Annotated in this window: 17 protein-coding genes; 10 read left to right on the top strand and 7 right to left on the bottom strand. The window is 54.2% G+C overall.

Features of this window, described 5'->3' with window-relative positions; genetic code table 11:
• Positions 1 to 13 precede the first annotated feature (13 nt).
• Genes MVO87_RS07205 through MVO87_RS07190 form a run of 4 tightly spaced genes read right to left on the bottom strand, consistent with a single transcriptional unit; the run spans position 14 to position 4,136 of the window.
• Complete coding sequence (locus MVO87_RS07205; RefSeq protein ID WP_297552721.1) at positions 14 to 1,441, bottom strand: ArnT family glycosyltransferase; 1,428 nt, start codon at positions 1,439 to 1,441, stop codon at positions 14 to 16.
• Positions 1,434 to 2,486 carry a hypothetical protein gene (locus MVO87_RS07200; protein WP_297516421.1) on the bottom strand — a complete coding sequence of 351 codons (1,053 nt, stop codon included), beginning with the start codon at positions 2,484 to 2,486 and terminating at the stop codon, positions 1,434 to 1,436. Before MVO87_RS07200 ends, MVO87_RS07205 begins: the two co-directional genes overlap by 8 nt.
• Entirely contained in the window at positions 2,473 to 3,465 is a 993-nt protein-coding gene (locus MVO87_RS07195) for a hypothetical protein (RefSeq protein ID WP_297552720.1), read from the bottom strand. Before MVO87_RS07195 ends, MVO87_RS07200 begins: the two co-directional genes overlap by 14 nt.
• The gene (locus MVO87_RS07190) at positions 3,462 to 4,136 is read right to left on the bottom strand and encodes a hypothetical protein (RefSeq protein WP_297552718.1); all 675 of its coding nucleotides are present in this window, start codon (positions 4,134 to 4,136) and stop codon (positions 3,462 to 3,464) included. The genes MVO87_RS07195 and MVO87_RS07190 overlap by 4 nt, the downstream gene beginning before the upstream one ends.
• A 227-nt stretch (positions 4,137 to 4,363) precedes the next feature.
• Between MVO87_RS07190 and MVO87_RS07185 the strand changes: the two genes are divergently transcribed.
• Genes MVO87_RS07185 through cdr form a run of 4 tightly spaced genes read left to right on the top strand, consistent with a single transcriptional unit; the run spans position 4,364 to position 11,821 of the window.
• Positions 4,364 to 8,902, top strand: coding sequence for a S8 family serine peptidase (locus MVO87_RS07185; RefSeq protein ID WP_297552716.1), 4,539 nt, complete (start codon positions 4,364 to 4,366; stop codon positions 8,900 to 8,902).
• A gap of 41 nt (positions 8,903 to 8,943) precedes the next feature.
• The gene (locus tag MVO87_RS07180; protein WP_297512132.1) at positions 8,944 to 9,243 is read left to right on the top strand and encodes a DUF424 domain-containing protein; all 300 of its coding nucleotides are present in this window, start codon (positions 8,944 to 8,946) and stop codon (positions 9,241 to 9,243) included.
• Positions 9,244 to 9,285: 42 nt separating this feature from the next.
• Positions 9,286 to 10,443, top strand: coding sequence for a 60S ribosomal export protein NMD3 (locus MVO87_RS07175; protein WP_297512134.1), 1,158 nt, complete (start codon positions 9,286 to 9,288; stop codon positions 10,441 to 10,443).
• A 49-nt stretch (positions 10,444 to 10,492) separates the two neighbouring features.
• Positions 10,493 to 11,821: a CoA-disulfide reductase gene (gene cdr / locus MVO87_RS07170; RefSeq protein WP_297552723.1), complete on the top strand. Its 1,329-nt coding sequence runs from the start codon at positions 10,493 to 10,495 to the stop codon at positions 11,819 to 11,821.
• 2 nt (positions 11,822 to 11,823) lie between these two features.
• On the opposite strand, the gene MVO87_RS07165 is transcribed toward cdr, so the two are convergent.
• Positions 11,824 to 13,068, bottom strand: coding sequence for an MFS transporter (locus tag MVO87_RS07165; protein ID WP_297515107.1), 1,245 nt, complete (start codon positions 13,066 to 13,068; stop codon positions 11,824 to 11,826).
• A gap of 146 nt (positions 13,069 to 13,214) precedes the next feature.
• On the opposite strand from MVO87_RS07165, the gene MVO87_RS07160 reads away from it, so the two are divergent.
• The 4 genes from MVO87_RS07160 to MVO87_RS07145 all read left to right on the top strand — a co-directional run bounded on the left by MVO87_RS07160 (position 13,215) and on the right by MVO87_RS07145 (position 17,474).
• Positions 13,215 to 14,159: a radical SAM protein gene (locus MVO87_RS07160; protein ID WP_297515110.1), complete on the top strand. Its 945-nt coding sequence runs from the start codon at positions 13,215 to 13,217 to the stop codon at positions 14,157 to 14,159.
• Between the two features lie 24 nt (positions 14,160 to 14,183).
• Positions 14,184 to 15,620: a potassium channel family protein gene (locus MVO87_RS07155; protein WP_297515112.1), complete on the top strand. Its 1,437-nt coding sequence runs from the start codon at positions 14,184 to 14,186 to the stop codon at positions 15,618 to 15,620.
• Between the two features lie 4 nt (positions 15,621 to 15,624).
• Entirely contained in the window at positions 15,625 to 16,752 is a 1,128-nt protein-coding gene (locus MVO87_RS07150; protein WP_297515115.1) for an ATP-NAD kinase family protein, read from the top strand.
• Between the two features lie 110 nt (positions 16,753 to 16,862).
• On the top strand, positions 16,863 to 17,474 hold the full coding sequence (locus MVO87_RS07145; RefSeq protein ID WP_297515118.1) for a hypothetical protein: 612 nt from the start codon (positions 16,863 to 16,865) through the stop codon (positions 17,472 to 17,474).
• On the opposite strand, the gene MVO87_RS07140 is transcribed toward MVO87_RS07145, so the two are convergent.
• Both MVO87_RS07140 and MVO87_RS07135 read right to left on the bottom strand, forming a co-directional pair.
• A complete protein-coding gene (locus tag MVO87_RS07140) occupies positions 17,471 to 18,670 on the bottom strand; it encodes a cysteine desulfurase (protein WP_297552714.1) in 1,200 nt (399 codons plus the stop codon). The two genes, MVO87_RS07145 and MVO87_RS07140, sit on opposite strands and share 4 nt — an antisense overlap.
• On the bottom strand, positions 18,667 to 18,960 hold the full coding sequence (locus tag MVO87_RS07135) for a hypothetical protein (RefSeq protein ID WP_297516797.1): 294 nt from the start codon (positions 18,958 to 18,960) through the stop codon (positions 18,667 to 18,669). The genes MVO87_RS07140 and MVO87_RS07135 overlap by 4 nt, the downstream gene beginning before the upstream one ends.
• Positions 18,961 to 19,071: 111 nt before the next feature.
• Between MVO87_RS07135 and MVO87_RS07130 the strand changes: the two genes are divergently transcribed.
• Both MVO87_RS07130 and MVO87_RS07125 read left to right on the top strand, forming a co-directional pair.
• The gene (locus MVO87_RS07130; protein WP_297552713.1) at positions 19,072 to 19,812 is read left to right on the top strand and encodes an ATP-binding protein; all 741 of its coding nucleotides are present in this window, start codon (positions 19,072 to 19,074) and stop codon (positions 19,810 to 19,812) included.
• Between the two features lie 276 nt (positions 19,813 to 20,088).
• The coding region (locus MVO87_RS07125) for an acetyl-coenzyme A synthetase N-terminal domain-containing protein (RefSeq protein WP_297552712.1) at positions 20,089 to 20,336 on the top strand (248 nt) is incomplete at its 3' end.

Genomic DNA, 20,336 nt, shown 5'->3' with positions numbered 1-20,336 from the left:
AAAATAGGGCGCCCTAATTGGTCCCAAGGTTCTTCCTTATAAAGATTTTGAACTTTCCGTTGTAGAACTCCTTGACGAGTTCGTAGTTTCCGCTCTTGAGGATGTTGAGGTACGTGTTCGGGTCCTTGTGGATAATCACGTCGTAGTAGCCTTCGCTTATTTTCTTCTCGACGTCCTTGCGGTAGAGTATCATCTCAACCTTGGCGCCGGGGTAGTAGAAGCCGGCCATAGTGTAGAGATACGGCGACACCAGGAGCCTCTCACTGGGATAATGTTCGCTCGCATACCTGAGCACGTGGGAGTCGTACTTGCCGGTTATGTTCCACCTCTCCTTTAGAACGAACGCGTTTCCGCCCACTGGGATGAGGAGGAGAAGGGCGAGGCCTATTGTGATGGCCTTTTTCCACGGTTTTATCGGCCTTCCAGCGAGTTCAAGGGCCTTTTCAATCCCGTCCACGATTAGGGAAACCCCCTCAACGGCGAGTATTCCCATCACCGGGGCGAGGAACGTTATGAAGCGCGTCTCCTTGTGGGTGACCGTCATTATCATGGCAAACCCGATGAGGGCCCAGCTTATCAGGAGCCATCCCTTTTCGTCCTGCTTCTGCCTTATAAGCCCCAAAACCACCAGAGCCGGAAGGACGTGGCCTATGTCCTTGAAGAGCCACTTCAGGAAGGTTGACACCGAGACCGGTTTATCCGCTGTAACCGCCCTGTTCGCTATCTCGAAGGGCTTCAGCGCCCCCCCGTAGTGAAGGTGGCCCAGGTAGAGCCAGGGACTCAGGGTGAGGAGGAGCAGGGCAAAGCCAATAATGTACTCCCTCTTTTTGACCCAGTTCCAGTACTCGGTGAGCCAGAGGTAAGCGACGAAAACCGCTATTATTGAGAGCCCTGTGTAGCGCGTCAGTATCGCGAGGCCCGCCGAAACGAAGGCGAGATAAATCCTCGTGGGGCTTCCGCGTTTTCTTCCTGTGTAGAGGAGGTAGATGGCCAGGGCGTAGAAGAACGTGAACTCGCTGTGGACGAGCTCTCTGGTTCCCATTGTAAAGGCGAGGGCGTTGAAGATGAAGAAGGCTGAGGCAAGGATTCCCTTAACGAACCTTTCAAAGAGCTCCATGGTTAGCAGGTAAACCAGGACCGCCGTCAGGGCGAAGAAGACGGCCGATACGAGCCTTGCAACCCTTAGCTGGCTTAGGGGTTCGTGGACGAAGTGGTAGAACAGCGAGAGGGTGTACGGGTAGAGCGGGGGACGATACATCACGTAAACACCCTGATATGTGAAGTTCGTGGGATTGACCGCGAGGTTCCTCGCGATGTCAATGTAAAGCGCTCCGTCGTAGCTCAGGGTGTCCCAGGGCGGAAACGTGATGAGCTCTATGCCCAGGGCAAACAGGAAAACGATTCCAGGCAGGACTTTCCGGGTCAGGGTTCTCTTATCCATCTTCCTTCACCCCTGCAAGGTACGCCATCAGGAGGATTGCAACGAGAAACTGTGCCTCAATCCCAATGTCGAGGGCAAGGATTGCAACGGTGAGCGCGAAGGTTCCCGTGAATGGATTCTTCGAAGCCCTTCCCAGGGCGAGCCCGAGGATTAGTGCCTCAATGAGTCCGAGAATCCCGAAGTCGTAAGCCGGCTGTCCAAAGAGCGTGTACGTGTACCCGACGTCCTTTCCAAAGAGCTCCCCCACGTAGCCGGTGGGGTCCGGGTTGAAGAGGAGCTCCCTCTTTCCGAGGGGCATTCCCAAGTGGAAGAGCCTCTCGTAGACGGTGTAGGAAGAAGCTGGCCTGTAGAGAAGGCTCCCGAGGAAGCCGAGCCTCCAGGTGGAGTACTCCCTCACCGTTACGTAGTATCTCGCCAGGAACACCGCCAGGAGAAGGACGATACCAAGCAAAACTGCTTTCCTGTGTCTTTTAAGTTCCTCGATGGTCAATTTGCTATCGTAGGCCATTCTAAGGGCGTATGCAGTCGCCACTCCTAACCCGACTGTTCTCGATGCGCTGATGAGCGCAATCGCCTCGCCGAGTACCAGAAGGCGAACGTCTGGAAAAACTGCTATTGTCCCGATGATGATGTCTCCTGCAACGAGAAACGGAACGCTCGCGCTCGTGTACCTAAGTTCCGGTTTTAACACGGGGATTCCCCATTTGATACACGCAAAGACCGTCAGGGAAACCGCTAAGAGCACCGCCGGAAGGACGGCTTTCCTCATAAGGTTTCTCTTCAATACAAAAAACAGAATTGCAAAGCTGATGAGTCCACCGATAAAGTAGAGGGAACCGAGCGGAACGAGGAGGATTAATGCCGGAAGAAAGACCTCCCCCCTCAGCCTTGGCCCCAAGTTTTCTCCGATGAGAAGGAGGGAGAGAAAAAGGATAGCGTAGAGGGCCGGACCCACGTCTATCCCCTTGAAGTAGAGGACCTTTCCAAGCCACGCCATGCTGAGATAAGTCCAGGCGGTTAAAGCAAAGACCTCAGTGGGCTTCACGTTTTCTCATCACCTTCCATCCCTTGTAGACCGCGTAGGCACCGAGAAGGAAGAGGACGTAAACGGGGAGGTCAAGGATTCCGGTTTCAACCCCGACTATCCCATAGGCGAGCGTTGAATAGTAGAGGGCCCTAGTGGTTGGATGGGTGGCCTTCGAAACGGTCCCGTAGTAGAGCCCGAGGAGGAAGCCCTCTATTACGGCGAAGATTCCAAAGTCTAGGTACATTCCCCCCAGGAGCGTGGCCGTTATCGTTGCCCCAGTGTGAACGTAGAGGAACTTCGCTATGAGTCCCCTCGGAGAATAACCTCCCCATATGTAGGAAGCCACTCCGGCCCACTGCAGCTGTCCCCCATAAGTCCCGCTCCAGTCTCCGCGCCAGATTATTACGTCGAGGGCAGAGACCGTGCTCTGAAAGCGGACCCAGAGGCTCGATAGAGTGTTTCCCCTGAGGAACGTTATGAGCAGGAACAGCCCAGCGCCCCCGGCGAGAATTCCGGCGAGTTTTTTGATGTCGAGTTTTCCTGCCCCCTTGGCGCTCTCGTAATAGGCGGAGCCTATGGCCATTATTGAGACGAGGACTGGAGTTCTGTAGGCGTAGAGGGAAACCGCAACGGGGTAGAGGAGGGCGTACTTCTTTCCCCTGATGAAGAGGTAAACGCTGGCAGGGACACCTAGGAAGTAAGTCAACGCCGTCAGCCTTGGGTTGAGATGCGTCCTTATTGCCGGGTGCAGAAGGGGGATATTTCCGAGCCTTATGACCTGATAGAGGATTATTCCTATCGCTATCCAGAACGCGTAATTCACGTACCTGTCATCAATTTCAAAGCCCATGTCCTCCCATTCAACTCTCTCTCCCCGGCGTATTCCGAAGAGTATCGCCAGCGCAAAGACGAGGCTCACCGCGAGCGTCTTGGGCTCGGCGAGGCCTACTGCCACGTAGGTCATAAAGAGAACCGGCACGAGAGCCGGGAGTTTCATGGACCTCTCACCTCAACGAGCTTCAGGGGAAGGTTTCTTTCGTCGGAGTTAACGTAGAGAAGGCCGTAGGTGTACACCGTATAGTTGCTGAGGTACTTGATTAGGTACTGAACCGGAACCATATTGGCGGTTATTATCGCGCCATTGGGGCCGAGGTGGTTTATCGTTATTGAGCCGTAGGTTTTGTAGTCCGCTATGTACTTCAGCTTGCCTATCTCTATTGGGGTTATCCCACCCTCGATGTAAATTTTTCCGGAGTAGCGGACGGAGTAGTACTGGTTGGGGAGTAGTTTTGAGAAAACCTCGGAGCCCTTGCCCTCCATCGGGTCAACCCCGTAGAGGTACACTTTACCGTGGTAGACTATCCTGATGAGTTTTGCCTTTACCTCCTCTCGCGTTGCCTCGGGTCCGCCGACGGTGTAAGTGGTTCCGTTCACGACTATGGAGATGGTAGAACCCCTCACGCTCAGGAGGTTGCCTTCGATGGTCTTCCCGTCAACGGTTTCAACGATTATTGTCACGTTGAAGCCCCTCACGAGAAGGCCGTATGCGTGGTTCGCGGACTCGTATATCTCTCCTCCCTGGTAGTGTTGAATTTGAGAATTCAGGATGAAACCCACAAGGGCGAGTCCAATCAGGATTATAGCAATGTGGTTTGCCTTTATTTTCATCGTGACTCACCAGCTTTCATTATAGTGCATTAGTTTGCTTTTTGATTCACCGTTAGGTTAAAAATCTTTTCCGTAGTTGGAACAAGGTGTCAAGAGAATACCTCGATACTCAACGTTGTCCTTTTCGGCGTTTTCGAGCGCACCCCAGTCGAAATATTTATATCAGAGTCGGTGGAGGAGTTATTGGTCAGTGACCGTTTCAATCAAGTAGACAGGGGTGAGTAATGGTGAATAGGAAAGTCCTAAGCCTGTTGGTGGCGGCTCTTATGGTGGTTTCCCTAGTGCCACTCGCAGTACCTGCGATGGCAGTTTCAAACCAGGGGACCACCACTGGCAGTGCATCTTTCAGCGCCACCGGGCAGACTGGAATATCTGAAGCGGTGAAGCTGTACCTCCACAGCCTGTACAGCAAGTACAAGGCGGAAGGTAAGTCTACGATTCGCGTCATAATAGCGCCTGAGCACGGAAAGGGCAACCTCGTCGTTTCTGAGCTAGAGACTCTTGGTGCGAAGATTGACCCGATAAGCATGCCGAAATATGACTTTATTGTCGCCGAGATTCCAGTTTCGAAGCTCCTCGACCTTGAGGACATGAAGGCTATCAAATATGTTTGGGAGGACAGAATCGTCAAGCTCCCTAAGCCGACTACTCCTGAGGCCGTTCTCAAGGCGCCGATTCACGTTCTCCAGTCCAGCTCTGGGGGGTTTGACCCATTCCTCTGGGATATGTACGCAATCAATGCCCCCATTGCGAGGGAAGAGTACAACACGAGCGGTGAGGGTGCCGTTATAGCTATAATCGACACCGGTGCGGACGTTGCTCAGCCTTATCTTCGGGTCACCCCCGATGGAAGGAGGAAGATAATTGCTTGGCTTGATGATACCTACGAAGGTGCGGTCTCTCTCGACTATGACTTCACTTCCAGCGACGTTGTTAACGGCACCGTTGTTCTCTACCTCACCAACGTCACCATCGACTGGGGCAGGTACTATTTCCATGTTGACAGGGCAAGCAGGTACACCACAATACCCCAGCTCAACCTCACGATTGACTTTGGCAACGTCACCGTTGAGAACGGAACCTACAAGGTTGGCTTCCTCCCAGAGCGGTACTTTGACATAAACTTTGACCACAACTACGATGAGCTTTATGCTGTCATAATTGCTCCGAACAACGTGACTTACTTCTACCCAGTTCCGCTTCAGCTCAACGTGACCGATGCCAACACACTTCATGCCATCGTCAATGGCACCCTCAACACGACAATTCTTGAGAACATGATGGTCATACCTGAGGGAGTCAACTACACCTTCACAGTCAACCTTGATAACGCTGAGCCAATGACTCCCTTCGATGAGACCGGTGATTACATACTCCTCGGCCCTGGAGTTGTTGACAATACTACCTACGTCACCTTCGAGCTTGGAAGGCCCAGCACTATGGAGGTCGCTAATGGCACCGTCTACACGAGCATCGTTCTTGCAACCCTCGACGATGACGTGGTTGTCTTTGGCTGGGACGGTGGTCAGCACGGAACTCACGTTTCAGGAACTGCCGCCGGTTATGGATACCCGGGTAGCTACTTTGAGGGACTCGAGGGAGTTGCTCCGGGTGCTCAGCTCATCGAGATAAAGTCCCTCTCGAGCCTTGGATTTGGAACCACTTCATGGATTATCAGCGGAATGATACATGCTACCCTAATGGGTGCCGACGTGATAAGCATGTCTCTCGGTGGGCTCGTCACTGGCTACAACGACGGTATCGAGAGTCCTGAGAACTACTTTGCTAACCTGCTCACCAACTGGTTTGGTGTTGTCTTTGCCGTCGCAGCCGGTAACGACGGTCCAACAACCAACACTGTTGGTTCCCCTGGAGATGCTGACTTTGTAATTACTGTTGGAAACTACTGGAGCTCTGAGTCTTGGATTTTCTGGGTGAATGCTACTGGCGTTGCTGACGGTCCAGCCATGAGCTCCTCTCGCGGCCCGAGGCTCGATGGTGCCGTTAAGCCCGATGTCATGGCACCGGGGAGCTTTATATTCTCAAGCCTACCGATATGGGTCCAGGGCCACTACACGTGGGCTTCAGACTTCTGGGACGGAACCTCAATGGCCACCCCGCACGTCAGCGGTGCCGTTGCCCTCATGATAAGCTACGCTAAGGCCCACGGTATCAACTACAACCCGTTCCTCATCAAGAGAGCTATAATTCTCTCTGCAGAGCCCGTTGAGGGTGCCACTCCGATTGACCAGGGTGCCGGACTCCTCCAAGTCGACAAGGCCATTGCCAAGATGATAACCCTTAGCAAGGAGAAAACAACCTTTATCTATGCTGGAACTACTTTCGGCCCCTACACTAACGTCCTCGGCGAAAAGGAGCTCCCGCTCAAAGCCAACGTTCTCTTCAACGGATGGTTCCTTGACTACGGTCTGCCGTATCTCTATCAGGGCATCTACCTCAGGAATGAGAGGCCTGCTACCGTTCCGGTATATGTCTATGGCATGGTGTACGACGGAGGTCTGTATCTCGTCAATGGAACATACAAAATCTCAACGAGCGTTCCGTGGCTCCACGTAAGTACAAACAAGATTATCGCGGACATTACCAAGGGAACTAATTTCGAACTCGGTCCGTTCATGTACTCCCCCGAGTTCTACAAGACCTCGGGTATGTTCTACGTTACGATTGACTACTCCCAGCTCCAGTTCCCAGGAACTTACGTGGGCTACATTTACATCGACGACCCGAGCACCAGCTACATCGACGGAATGGTTCCTGTTATAGTGACCGTTCCAATAAACAAGGGTTCGACCGGTGAGCTCAGCGATTGGGAGTACCCTGGTCAGGCCAAGCACTACTATATAGATGTTCCGGCTGGAACCAAGGAGCTGGTCGTTACAGTTAGTGTTCCTGAGGATGAAAATGGAATTTACATGGGTAGGGTAAGGCCGTTTATTGTTGATCCTCGCGGAAACATAGTTGCCACTGTGACAAAGGCTATGAAGTACTACCTCGGTGCTGGTGGTAAGTACGGAAACTATACATGGGTTATCAAGAACCCAACTCCTGGAACTTGGGAACTCACGGCATACAGTAGTACATATCTCTCCTTAGCTACAAACTATACATACACGAAGTCTCACTATGATATTGAGGTTAAGGTTCTCAGTGTTTTACCCTCTCAGAACAGGTGCTACTTCGACTACAAGACCCCCGGAAACTACACCTTCGGAGTTGACTACGCTAATACCTACGGAACCCTCAACGTTACCCCGTTTGCCTACGGACTTGGTAACCTGAGGATGGGAGACGTGTACATTATCAATATTACCCAGGACGAGTGGCAGGTCGTTGACCTAGTGAATGCTACCTCTGGACAGAAACTCTACTACTTCAGAATGGGCATTACTTCTCCATTTGAGCCAAGTGCCGACCTGGACCTCTATGTAGTGTACTTTGCTGATGAGAGTGTCATGGCAACGTACCTACCACTCCTCAGCGATCCTGACCTTGCCTCACTGGTGATAATATACGGATACTATGGCCTTATCCCCGGAGTCAAAGTTTACATGGACCAGGTAGGACCAACCGCCGACGAGAGCTTTGACATGTTCATGCCCGAGTACGGCTATTATGTTGCTGTCGTCAATGGATATGACGTTCCGGGTGGAGAGCTTCCATACATCTACTACAGGCAGGTGCTCAAGGACAACGGTCAGATGGGCAGCGTCACCGAGCCCTTCACCTTCGAGGCCAACACTAAGACCAGAGTTGACTACAGCGTCGAACTTAGTGCAGAGGGAACTTATTTGGGTGTTGTTGGCCTGCTTGACAGCAACACAGGAGCTCCGGTAACCTATGCCCCAGTGTTCTTCCAGGTTGGAATGCCCACTATGTTTGCAGTGCTCTACGGTAAAGCAGAGCTTGGAAAGCCCTCAAACCTTAAGCTTGTCCTGCTCGACGCCAAGACTCTTAAGCCAATATCCGGAACTGCCACTGTCTACATAAACGGCAAGGAGTACCTCGCGGTTGACGGTGTTGTCGACTTCACAATGATTCCGACCTCCTCTGAAGAGAAGCTCAACGTTAAGGTTGTCTCCCCAAGCTACCACGACCTCCAGACGACCCTAACACTTCATGTTTCAGAGCCTGTTAGTGAGCCGGTTTACAGCTACGACGAGACCAACGCTACCATTATCCTCGGACAGGCGATTATAGTCAACATCACTAGGAAACCTGGCGAGGTCACCGTAGTTGCTGATGGACCACACGGCACCAACGCTACGATTACTGTCGTTCTTCCAAAGGATGCCTACAACGTCCAGGTCATTGGCGCCGACGTCCTTGGCTGGCACGTCATTAAGGGCAAAAACGCCGTCTATGCAGTAATCAACGTCATCTTCAACTCGCCGGCGGAGTTCACCGTCAAGTACCTTGAGACCAATCCAACTTCAGGTGGTTTAGCCATCTCGTTTGTTCCACTGAACTATCTGTACTACCACTACATCCAGACCAAGAACGTCACTTTCCAGGAGCTCTACCAGAAGGCTCTCAACGCCGGTGTCAACGAGACAATCCTCCAGCAGGCCATGCAGTACTACAACCAGTCAATGGCAGAGTACAAGAAGGCCGAGGAGATTGCAGGTGGATTCCTCCTTGGCAACCTCGGCGACTTCAGGCTCTTCATCCACCTCAGGAAGTCCTACGCCGACCTCAAGAAGGCTATCAGAATCCTCCAAGAAGCCCTGGAAGCCCAGGGTAGCTAAACCCTTTTAACCTCTTTTCTCCCTTTTCTCCCGGTGGTGAAATGATATACGTCAAGGTTTACCGCGTTCAGGGGGAGGTTCTCCTCGCGGCGTGCGACGAGGAACTAATCGGAAAGACCTTCCGCGAGGGCGAGCTCAAGCTCGAGGTTAAGGAGCGCTTTTACAAGGGCGAACTCGTTGAGGAGGAAAGGCTTGGGGAACTCCTTGAGGAAGCAACCATAGCAAACTTAACCGGGGAGCGCTGTGTTGCCAAGGCAATCGAGCTCGGCTACGTCGACCCGGAGAGGGTTCTCAGGATTGAAGGCGTTCCCCACGCGCAGATGGCGAAGCTCCTCTTCTGAGACTTTTTAAACCCTCAGCCCAACTCGAAACGGGTGAGAGAGATGAGGTTCTGCTACCGCTGTGGGATAAGCGAGGAGGAAGGCGGTCCGCTCATTGAGGGCCTCTGTCAGGTCTGCTACCGCAAGGAGAATCCGGTCCTGCTCATAGGAGACGAGGTGAACACCGAACTCTGCCAGAACTGCGGGAGCTACAAGAAGAGAGGGGTTTGGGTTGACCCAAGGAGCTACGAGCTTGAGGAGCTCATCTTTGAGGTCGCTGAAAATGCCCTCCTTGAGGAGCTTGAGGATTCCTTCAGCGAGAAAATCCGGGAATACGAGGTCGTCTCACCTGAGGATATGGAGGAGATAGACGACCTCCCAGTCGGCAGGGCTGTGGTTTCCTTCGAGCCCCTGGATTTCCACATCGAGCACTTTCCGGCGATAATCGTCTACGAGGTCCGCGTTAAGGCCAGGACTCACGAGCTACAGAGGGAGCTCCACGACGAGAGGAAAAAGGTCACCGTCTACGTCCGCCAGACTGTCTGTCCCCGCTGTCAGAAGTTCCTCGGCGGCTACTTCGAGGCCATCCTCCAGGTCCGCGCCGAGGGGAGGCCCCTGAGTGAAGAGGAGCGGAAAGCCATAGGAAAGCTCGTCGAGGAGAAGGTGGACGAGATAATGCGGAAGGACAGGATGGGCTTTATCCAGGATACCATAGAGAAGGAAGAGGGCCTCGACTTCTACATGGGCTCCACCAGCTCTGCGAGGAAGATAGCGCAGGCAATCCGCGAGAGGTTTGGGGGAACGATAAGCGAGGCCTATGAGCTGGTGGGCCTCGACAGACAGACGAGCAGGGAAGTTTACAGGACGAGCGTGAGCGTGAGGATTCCGAAGTTCAGGAAGGGCGATATAGTGACCGACAGGAGGGGCAACGTCTACGAGGTCGAGCGCGTTGACGGGAAGGGCTTAACGCTCAAAAACCTTGAGAGCTGGGAGAGCGAGCACCTCGACTGGAAGACCGCGAAGAGAGAGGTTATTGACACCGTCGAGCACGAGGAGAGTGAGGCGATGGTGACGAGCGTTACTCCCGGTGAGGTTCAGCTGATGGACATGGAGAGCTACGAAACTTATGAGCTCAACAGGCCGCCCTTCGAGGTTCATGAGGGTGAGGTTTACAGGATGGTGCGCGTTGGAAGGCGGAAATATTTCAGGGGCAAGAAGTGATTTTTCTCCACCAACCTTTTTAACCGAAGGTTTTGAACCCTTCTCGGTGATGGGGATGAAAAGGGTCGTTATCATCGGTGGCGGAGCGGCAGGAATGAGTACCGCCTCGCGCGTCAAGAGGCTCAAGCCCGAGTGGGACGTCAAGGTCTTTGAAGCGACTGAATGGGTCAGCCACGCTCCCTGTGGGATTCCGTACGTCGTCGAGGGAATCTCGCCGACAGAAAAGCTCATGCACTATCCGCCGGAGGTCTTCATCAAGAAGCGCGGCATAGACCTCCACCTCAAGGCCGAGGTCATCGAGGTCGGCCAGGGCTACGTCAGGGTCAGGGAAGAGAACGGTGAGCACACCTACGAATGGGACTACCTCGTCTTCGCCAACGGGGCCTCGCCCAGGGTTCCCGCCGTTGAGGGGATAGACCTTCCGGGCGTTTTCACAGCGGACCTCCCGCCCGATGCCGTTGCCATCAGGGAGTACATGGAGAAGAACCGCGTGGAGGACGTTGTAATCATTGGAGGTGGCTACATAGGGGTTGAGATGGCCGAGGCCTTCTCGGCTCAGGGCAAGAAGGTCACCCTCATCGAGCGCAACGAGAGGGTCATGGCAAAGGCCTTTGACAAGGAAATAACCGACGTCCTCGAGGAGGAGATGATGAAGCGGATAAACCTAAGGACTCAGGAGATAGTCCTTAGAATAGAGGGTAAGGAGAAAGTTGAGAAAGTAATCACGGATGCAGGTGAGTATAAAGCTAACCTCGTGATTCTCGCCACGGGAATTAGGCCAAACGTCGAGCTGGCAAAGGAGATAGGCGTCAGGATAGGCGAGACCGGGGCGATATGGACGAACGAGAGGATGCAGACGAGCGTTGAGAACGTTTACGCGGCTGGAGACGTTGCGGAAACGAGGCACCTCATAACCGGAAGGCGCGTCTGGATTCCGCTCGCTCCGGCCGGAAACAAGATGGGCTACGTCGCGGGAAGCAACATCGCCGGTAAAGAGCTCCACTTCCCCGGTGTGCTGGGAACGAGCGTCACCAAGTTCTTCGAGGTCGAGATAGGCAAGACCGGCCTGACCGAGGCCGAGGCGATAAGGGAAGGCTACGACGTCAGGACTGCTTTCATAAAGGCGAGCACGAGGCCCCACTACTACCCGGGAGCGAGGCCGATATGGCTGAAGGGCGTTGTGGACAACGAGACCAACAGACTGCTCGGCGTTCAGGCGGTGGGTGCTGAAATCCTCCCGAGGATTGACACGGCGGCGGCGATGCTAACGGCTGGATTCACAACGAAGGACGCCTTCTTCACGGACCTGGCCTACGCACCGCCCTTCGCGCCGGTCTGGGACCCGCTGATAGTCCTCGCGAGGGTTCTCAAGTTCTGACCTTAGCTCATTCTTTTTATCACCGCGAGGCTACCGCCGACGAGCAGGACTGCCAGTCCAAGCGTCGGCCCGAAGCCCACTACCTGGACCAGGGACCCGCCGAGGGCACTTCCTGCAATGTAGCCCGCGGAGCTCAGGACGTTGTAGGTTCCCATTGCGCTTCCCTTCTCGCGCTCTCCGGCTTTTTCTCCCACTATTCCCGTTGACGAGAGGCTTATGAAGGCCCACGAGTAGCCGGTGAGGACGTAGGAGGCCAGAACGAGGGGCAACGCCCCATCTGCCAATACTGCGAGCAGGGCAATGGAGAATGCTCCCATTCTGATTAGCAGGCCCTTCATGAGCGTTGCCCTCTTGTCCCTCATGCCCTGACCGACCCGTGTGTAGTTGAGGGTTGAGATGAGCGAGTTGACGATGAGGGCCAGGTAGACGACGTCGGTTCCGTAGCCGGAGTCCCTTATCAGCACTGGCATCTGGGGGAAGTAGAGACCGATGGCGACCCAGAGGAGGACGAGTGAGATATAGAGTTCCCGCAGGCTCGCGGGGAGGCTTAGGTTGGTGTGTAGGATGAAGCTCGGGAAATAGCGGGTCTTTTCGACGACGTAGTTTCCAAAAGCTCTAATTGCTCTCCTGTTGATGTAGACGGGCGCCTCCCTTATGGTTCTGTGGGCCAGGGGGAGGGCTGGAAGGCCGAGGAGCGCGAAGGTGGCGAAGAGCTCTGGCACGCTCAGGTAGCGTGAAAGGCCGAAGCCGATTAGCAGGCCGAACGCCCAGCCCCACCCGCTTATCTCGTTGAACTTGCCTATCCCGTAGTCCCAGCGGTGCTTCCTGACGCTTCTCAGGACGAGGGCTACTGGAACAGGGAGCGTTGAGGCGAGGAAGAAGGAGTAGAGCGTGTTGACGGCAATTAGCTGGAGCGGTGTCCTTGAGAGCGCCATCAGGGGCAGGAACAGGGGGACGCTCGCGAAGCCGAGCAGTATGAAGGGCTTCCTCCTCAGGGTTCTGTCGCTCAGCCTGCCCCAGAACAGTGCACCGAGCATCGAAGCTAAACTCGCCAGCGCGAAGGCCATTCCAACGGTTGATGCACTTCCGCCGAGTTCGAGGATGTACAGGCTGACCAGTGCTGAACTTCCACCCGTGGCTATCTTGAAGGGCACAAAGGAATAAAACCACCTCGGCACTTCTGGAATCTTGCTGTACCTGCCCGACACCGATGCGTTTCTGACAGCGACCGCTACCCTCTGGCTCATCGAACCACCTTGAGGATGCGCGGGCGCGTTTTTGATTTAAAAAGGTTCCTGGCGCGGGAGTGCCCATGGTGTCCAAATGTGTGCATCCGAATGTGCTCGACGGCAAACCTTATACACCCTTAGGCCAACCTAATTCTGGTGGTGCTATGCTCGCCTTCGGTCCCGTTCCATCGAGGAGGCTCGGCAGGAGCCTTGGGGTCAACAACATACCGGACAAGGTCTGCTCCTACGCGTGCGTCTACTGCCAGATAGGCAGAACCCTGAGAATGGAAATCGAGCGGAAGCCCTTCTACGAGCCTGAATTTTTATTCGAGGAAGTCTCGAAGAAGGTTGAGGAAGCGAGAAGGAAGGGTGAGAGGATTGACTACATCACCTTCGTCCCGGACGGCGAGCCAACACTCGATATAAACCTCGGCATCGAGGTCGAGCTTCTGAGGGAACTCGAAATCCCGCTCGCGATACTGACCAACTCGTCCCTCATCTGGCGCGACGATGTAAGGGAAGAGCTTCTTGCCTTCGATTTCGTCTCGCTCAAGCTCGATGCAGTAAGCGAGCCCCTCTGGAGGAAGATAGACAGGCCCCACAAGAGCCTTTCGCTTGAGAAAATTCTCGACGGTATGCTGGCCTTTAGAGACGGCTTCGATGGAACTCTTGTAACCGAGACGATGCTCATTAACATCGACTACGGCGACGAGCTCAAAAGGATAGCTGACTTCCTCGCGGAGCTTAAACCCGATAAGGCCTACATAGCGGTTCCTACGAGGCCACCAGCGGAGAAGTGGGTTGAGCCAGCGAGCGAAGAAACGATAAACCTCGCCTACCAGCTCTTCAGCGAGCGTCTCGGCGGAAAAGTTGAGTACCTCATAGGCTACGAAGGCAACGCCTTCGCGAGCACGGGAAACGTCGTCGAGGACATCCTCTCAATCACCGCAGTTCACCCCATGCGCGAGGACGCTCTGAAGGAGCTTTTACGGAAGAACAACGCCGACTGGGGTGTGGTGGAGGAGCTTTTGGAGAAGGGGAAGCTGATAAGGCTGAACTACCGGGGCGAGACCTTCTACATGCGGGCTTTGAAGAGCAGAAAACCTTAATAGTACTCTCCTGAACTCGGAACGATGTGCGAGTACGTTTACGAAAACGGTAAAAAGTGTCGCCTGAAGCCCGTTGAGGGGTCGAAGTACTGCCCCCTCCACATTCCCTACGACGAGGGTGAGTCCCTACTGGGTGAAAGCATAAAGGAGCTGAAAGCTGAAACCTTCCAGAGGAGGCTCAAGGTCGGTCAGAGCTACTTCGAGGGCGTTTACCTCTACGATGTTTCAATCAAGGACTACCGGAGCGAGAGGATTTTAGTCTTCAAGAATTCCCAAATCAAGAGCCTTATAATAGAGGATTCGAACTTCAAGGGGCTCGTTCTGCTGAACTCGACCGTGGACAGGGTCATTCTCTTCCAGTCAAAGGTTGAGGTCATCCTCGTCAAGGGCTCAACAGTCTTCGGCCTCAACGTGCTTCGCGTGGACTTCTCCAGCAACATCTCAATCAGGGATTCAAGCGTCAAGTACCTCATGGTGAACTCAACCCAGTACGTTGGAGAAGGCGAGGAGGAAACCTACGGTGGAAGGAGCGCCAAGGGCTTAATCGAGCTGTCGGGCCTAAGGGACGTTAGAAGAATCGGTATAAACACGCGCTATCCCTTACTTAGGAAAATCCTCGAAGAGCACGGGGTCAACGTTTCCGAGGCGGGAAGGAGGACGGTGAAGGTTCGCTCGCTCGTCATCCGCGATGTATCCTTTGACACAGCACCGAGGTTTAAACGTCAGGTCAGGCTTTCAATCACGGGCTTCTCTGGAAACCTCGTTCTGGAGAACCTCGACGTCTTTGGCCACGTTGAGGTCAAGTGGAGCCACCTGAAGAACCCCGAGTTCGTTCACGTGCTCATCCACAGCAACCTGATAATAAGAAAGAGCCATGTTAATGTCGAGTCCACTTGGACCGTGACTGCCCTTCCGAGCCTGCCCCTTGAGCTCACCGTTGAGGGTTTCATGATAATCGAGGACTGCCGCTTCAACAACCCCTATGCAGAGGAGGTCTTCTACCGCCTCGCGAGGACGAGCTGGGAGCGTAGCGGGGACTTCGAGAGGGCGGACCAGTACTACTACCTTGAGATGGTCGCCAGGAGGAAGGCGCGCCTGAAGGCAAGAAGAAGGGGTCTGAGAAAGCTCTTCGACCGCTTTGAGGTTGTCTTCGAGTGGCTCTTCGCGGACTTAACCTGCAAGTACGGAACCGACTGGAAGAGGCCGATACTGATATGGCTCCTCGCCGTCAACGTCCTGTTTCCTGTCCTGTTCTTCGTCACGAGGAGTGTTCAGGGGCTTTCCAGCAGTCTGGGCTTCCTTGACTACGAGTACTTCAGCATTGTAACGGCAACTACTCTCGGCTACGGCGACTACCACCCGATAGGCGTCGGCAGGGTCATAGCATCAGTTGAGGCACTCTTCGGAATGTTCATGTGGGCGGTCTTCCTCACGGTCTTCGCGAGGAAGTACATGAGGTGAGAGTGTGATAGGGCTCATCGTGAACCCGATAGCCGGAATGGGCGGTAGGGTCGCGCTGAAGGGCACCGATGGGGTAGTTGAGGAGGCCATCAGACGGGGAGCCAGGCCGGTTTCTCCGGACCTCGTTCGGCTCTTCCTGCGTGAGCTTTCCCACTACCCAGAGGCCCGCTCGATAACTTTCCTCACCGGCCCCGGCCCGCTCGGCGAGGACTACCTTCGGGAGTTTGGCTTCCGCTTCAAGGTTATCCCCCTCGAGTTTCACTACCGCGAGGTCAACGGCGTTAGGATTCCCGACACGAGCTCAGAGCATACCAAAAGGCTCGCCCGAGAGATGCTCGGAAAAGTTAGGCTCATAGTCTTTGCCGGCGGTGATGGAACCGCGAGAGACGTTGTTAGCGCGGTCGGTAAAAAGGTTCCAATCCTCGGGATTCCGACGGGGGTCAAGATGTACTCCGGCGTCTTCGCGGTTTCGCCGGAGAAGGCCGCTGAAGTCCTCGTTAGGTTCCTGCGCGGGGAAGCCAAACTTGAGGAGAGGGAAGTCAGGGACATCGACGAAGAGGCTTTCAGAAGGGACGAGGTCAGGGCAAAGACCTACGGGAAGGCCCTCGTTCCGGTCGTCGAGAACCTCGTGCAGGGGAGCAAGGAAGCTATTAAGGCCGACGAGGCCGAGGAGCTTGAGGCCCTGGCCGAGGCCGTCGCTGAGGAAATCCTTGAAAGCGATGGGATTTATTTCCTCGGCTCGGGCTCGACGGTAAAGAGGATAAAGGAGGAGCTCGGCATAGACGGAACTCTCCTTGGCGTTGACGTCGTTGAGGTAAGGGACGGAGAAGCCACACTCCTCGTCAAGGACGCCACTGAGAAGGACCTTCTTCGGTTCGCTGATAAGAATCCAAGGGTCGTCGTTACTGTAATTGGCGGGGCCAACTTCCTCTTCGGGAGGGGCAACCAGCAGTTCTCGGCCGAAGTCCTCAGGAGAATCTCAAAGGGGAACGTAATCGTTGTAGCGACGCCGGACAAGCTGACCGGCCCGATTCGCGTTTACACAGGAGACAGGGAAGTTGACGGGAAGTTCAGAGGTTACATTAAGGTGCGCGTGAGCCCCTGGATGGAGAAGCTCGTTAGAGTACTCTGAATGCGCCCCATTTGGTGGTCTCCCGGAATAGGAGTGGTTTCCTTCGGCGAGCGTTTTCACACTTCAACAACTTTTTTAAGGGTATCGCGTACTTTTACTGGTGAGTAAATATGGTGTATTACGAACACGCCACAAATCCAATTGTATTCGGAACGCTTCTTTCGGTTTACTACTTTGCTGTAATCGTTGCGCTTATCGCGTGGTTCTGGGGTTCCTACCAGTACATCCGAAAGGGGAAGTACCGGCTGAAGAGACTGGCAGGGTTCCTTTTGATAGCGATTTTTCTCACGTCGCTTTCAGGTGCCAGGTTGCTCGATAAGTACCTGTACCTTCACTCGCCGGTTAACAGCGATTTCTGTATGACGTCATCGTGTGTTCTCTCCTCAAAGGCCGTTAAAACGTACAACCTGAACACCACAGAACTCAAAAAGCTCGGCGTCCCCAGCGTTGGCCCCATGTGGGTCTACGCCCTTTACGACTTTGGTCCGAGCTACAGACTTGGAGTCCAAAAGCCCCTAAGGGCCCTCGTTGTCGTTCGTCCCCTCCTCGTGGTTCCTGCCGTTGAGGTTTACGTTTACACCTTCCAGAGTGGCCATTTCACTGGGAAGCAAAAATTCTACGTCTACTGGCCAAAATCTCCTGGAGCAGTCCTCACCGAGAAGCTCGATTTTGAGTTTACAGTGTTGATAGTTCGTGGTGGGGGTGGGGGAGGGGGTGCTTAGCCCCTCAGCCCCTTAACCAGCTCCTCAAGAACGCCGAAGAATGTCTCAACTTCCTCAAGGCTGTTGTAGACGTGGAACGAAGCCCTCACCGTCCCGTTTATTCCCAGCTTCTTCATAACTGGTAAGGCACAGTGGTGGCCCGAGCGAACCATTATATTGTTCTCATCCAGTATCGCCGCGACGTCGTGCGGGTGGAGCGGCGGGACGTTGAAGCTAACGACTCCAGCGTGCTTTTTGAGGTTCCTCGGCCCGTACCAGGGGATTTCGAGCTCATCAAGTCCCTCGGTGGTTCTCTTAACGAGCTTCCTCTCCTGCCTCTCGATTTTGTCTATCCCAATCTTCTCGATGTACTTTATTCCCGCGGCGAGGCCTATCGCACCGCCTATGTTGGGCGTTCCCGCTTCAAAGCGCTCGGGTGGTTCAGTCAGCTTGTAATCATCGAGGGAAACGTCCTCAATCGTTCCACCTCCGATTAGCGGCGGCTCGAAGACATCGAAGAACTCCTCGTTGATGTAGAGGACACCTATTCCCGTCGGCCCCATCGGCCCCTTGTGGCCCGAGAAAGCTAAAAAGTCCGCGTGGAGCTTTTTAACGTCAACTTCCATGTGGCCAGTGCTTTGAGCCGCATCGACGACGAATATCGCCCCTTCCTCCTTTGCAATCCTTCCAAGCTCCTCGACCTCGTGGATGACGCCGAGCGCGTTGGAGACGTGCTGGACCGCGACGAGCTTCGCTCCCTTAATCTTCTTTTCCGCATCGCTTAAGTCGAGGTTTCCCTCGTCGTCCCCGTCAATGAACTCGAGCCTGAGGTTAAGCTTTTTAGCTAATCTCTGCCAGGGGAGCAAATCCGAGTGGTGCTCGAAGGGAGTCGTGACTATCTTGTCCCCAGGTCTGAAGATGCCCTCAAGGCCGATGGCCACAAGGTTGAGGCTCTCGCTCGTGTTCTTGGTGAACGCTATTTCCTCGAACTTCGCGTTGATGAAGTCCGCAACCACCTTCCTGCTCTCCTCGTACCTGTGCGTCGCCATCTGGGAGAGCCTGTGAACACCGCGATGGACGTTGGCGCGGTATCTGAGGTAGTACTCGTTCATGGCCTCTACAACGGGCTTCGGCGTTAGCGAGGTTGCGGTGTTGTCGAAGTAGATGACCTCGCTCGTCAGCGGTATGTCCTTCCTAACATCTTCAGGAATCCTCACGCTACCACCTCCAGAACACCGGCGCAGTCGTAAACAATCCTCGCGATTTCCTCACCCTTTTTGGCGTCCTCTAAAAGCTTGACAATTATCTTCCCGCTCGGGTAAACGCTAACCTCGTAGCCCCCCATCTCAACGATGAGCATCATCCCAGGGAGAAGCTTTTTGACGGTGTAGCCCCGCTCTTTCAAACACTTGGCCGTTTTCTTCAGGTCGAGCTTTATCCTCCTCTCCCACGAGTAGGCCCCAATGACGACGCCCTTCATCGTGACGCAGGGTTTCGAGATAATCACCCTTAACCACCGCTCTTATCTTCGCGGGAGCATTTATACCGCTTTCCTGAACCTGAGGTTGGAAACAAGAATGAACCAAATCATTTATAAGGCGTGTTACTTTTTTGCTCAATGGTGATACGAATGAAGGTTCTCGTGAGCGGTAAGGGTGGCTGCGGAAAGAGCACGATAAGCGCGATGCTCGGCAAGTACCTGGCCGAGAAGGGCTATCGCGTCCTTATCATAGATGCCGACGAGTCAAACCCTGGTCTCTACAGGATGCTCGGCCTCCCGAGGGTGAAAACTTTGGCTGAACACCTCGGAGGGAAGAAGAGGGCCAAAATCCTCATGGCGGCTGAAGGTGAAGGCGAGCTCGACGAGGAGCTCTTCGACTGGACGCTCGACGATATCCCAGCGGAGATTTTGGCCGGGAAGGGCAACCTCGCAGTCCTTACGATAGGGAAGATTGAAGAGGCGGAGGAAGGTTGCGCCTGCCCCTATGGATTCCTTGCCAGAAAGCTCCTCGAGGGCATAAAGCTGAAGGATAACGAGGTCATCATCGTCGACACCGAGGCCGGCATAGAGCACTTCGGCAGGGGCGTTGACAGGTACGTTGACGTCGTCATCGACGTCGCAGAGCCTTCTGCCGAGTCCATAGAGCTTTCGAAGAAAATAAAAGCGCTGAGTGAGGGCCTCGGTCTGAAGCACGTCCTCGTCCTTAACAAGGCCCTGCCGGGCGTCGAGGAGGAACTCCCGGTTAAACCCGACGTGGTGATTCCCTTCGACCAGAACTTCATACTCAACAGCTTGAAGGGCAAGGAAGTTGAACCGATAGCGCAGATAGAGGAGCTCTGGAGGATAATCAACGGATGAACACATTCGAAGAACATTTGACACTTTGACGTTGTTTTTTCGTGTTTTTACACATTCTTGTAAACATTTGCGGAACTTTTTCGGAATCTTTTGGCGATTCTTTGTCAAAATAGGCCGTTCATTGCGGATTTTCGACGAACGGCTATTCTGCTTTCGGCTTTTGGCTAATTAGCCTTTCCTAACCTTTTTTCGACTTTTGTCGTTTATCACTTTGACAATCAACGAAAGAATTTTAAGGTTTCCTAATTCTCATTTTTGAGAAACGGGGGTGATGGCATGCAGATAGGCGAGGGATTCCTCAAGGAAAGGTACCTACCGTTGCGGGCCTTCAGGGAGGAACACCGGAAGTCCATAGAGAACATCGAGGAGTTCTGGGCCGAGCAGGCAAAGGTACTTGACTGGTTCAAGACCTGGGAGAAGGTCCTCGACGACTCAAAGGCGCCTTTCTTCCGCTGGTTCGTCGGGGGCCAGCTCAACGCGAGCTACAACGCCCTCGATAGGCACGTTAAGGCAGGAAAGAGGAA

Origin of the sequence: Thermococcus sp. (assembly GCF_027063845.1) — an archaeon.
Classification (GTDB): domain Archaea; phylum Methanobacteriota_B; class Thermococci; order Thermococcales; family Thermococcaceae; genus Thermococcus.
The sequence above is the reverse complement of the archived record's forward strand: the minus strand, read 5'-3'. Positions and strand labels throughout refer to the sequence as shown.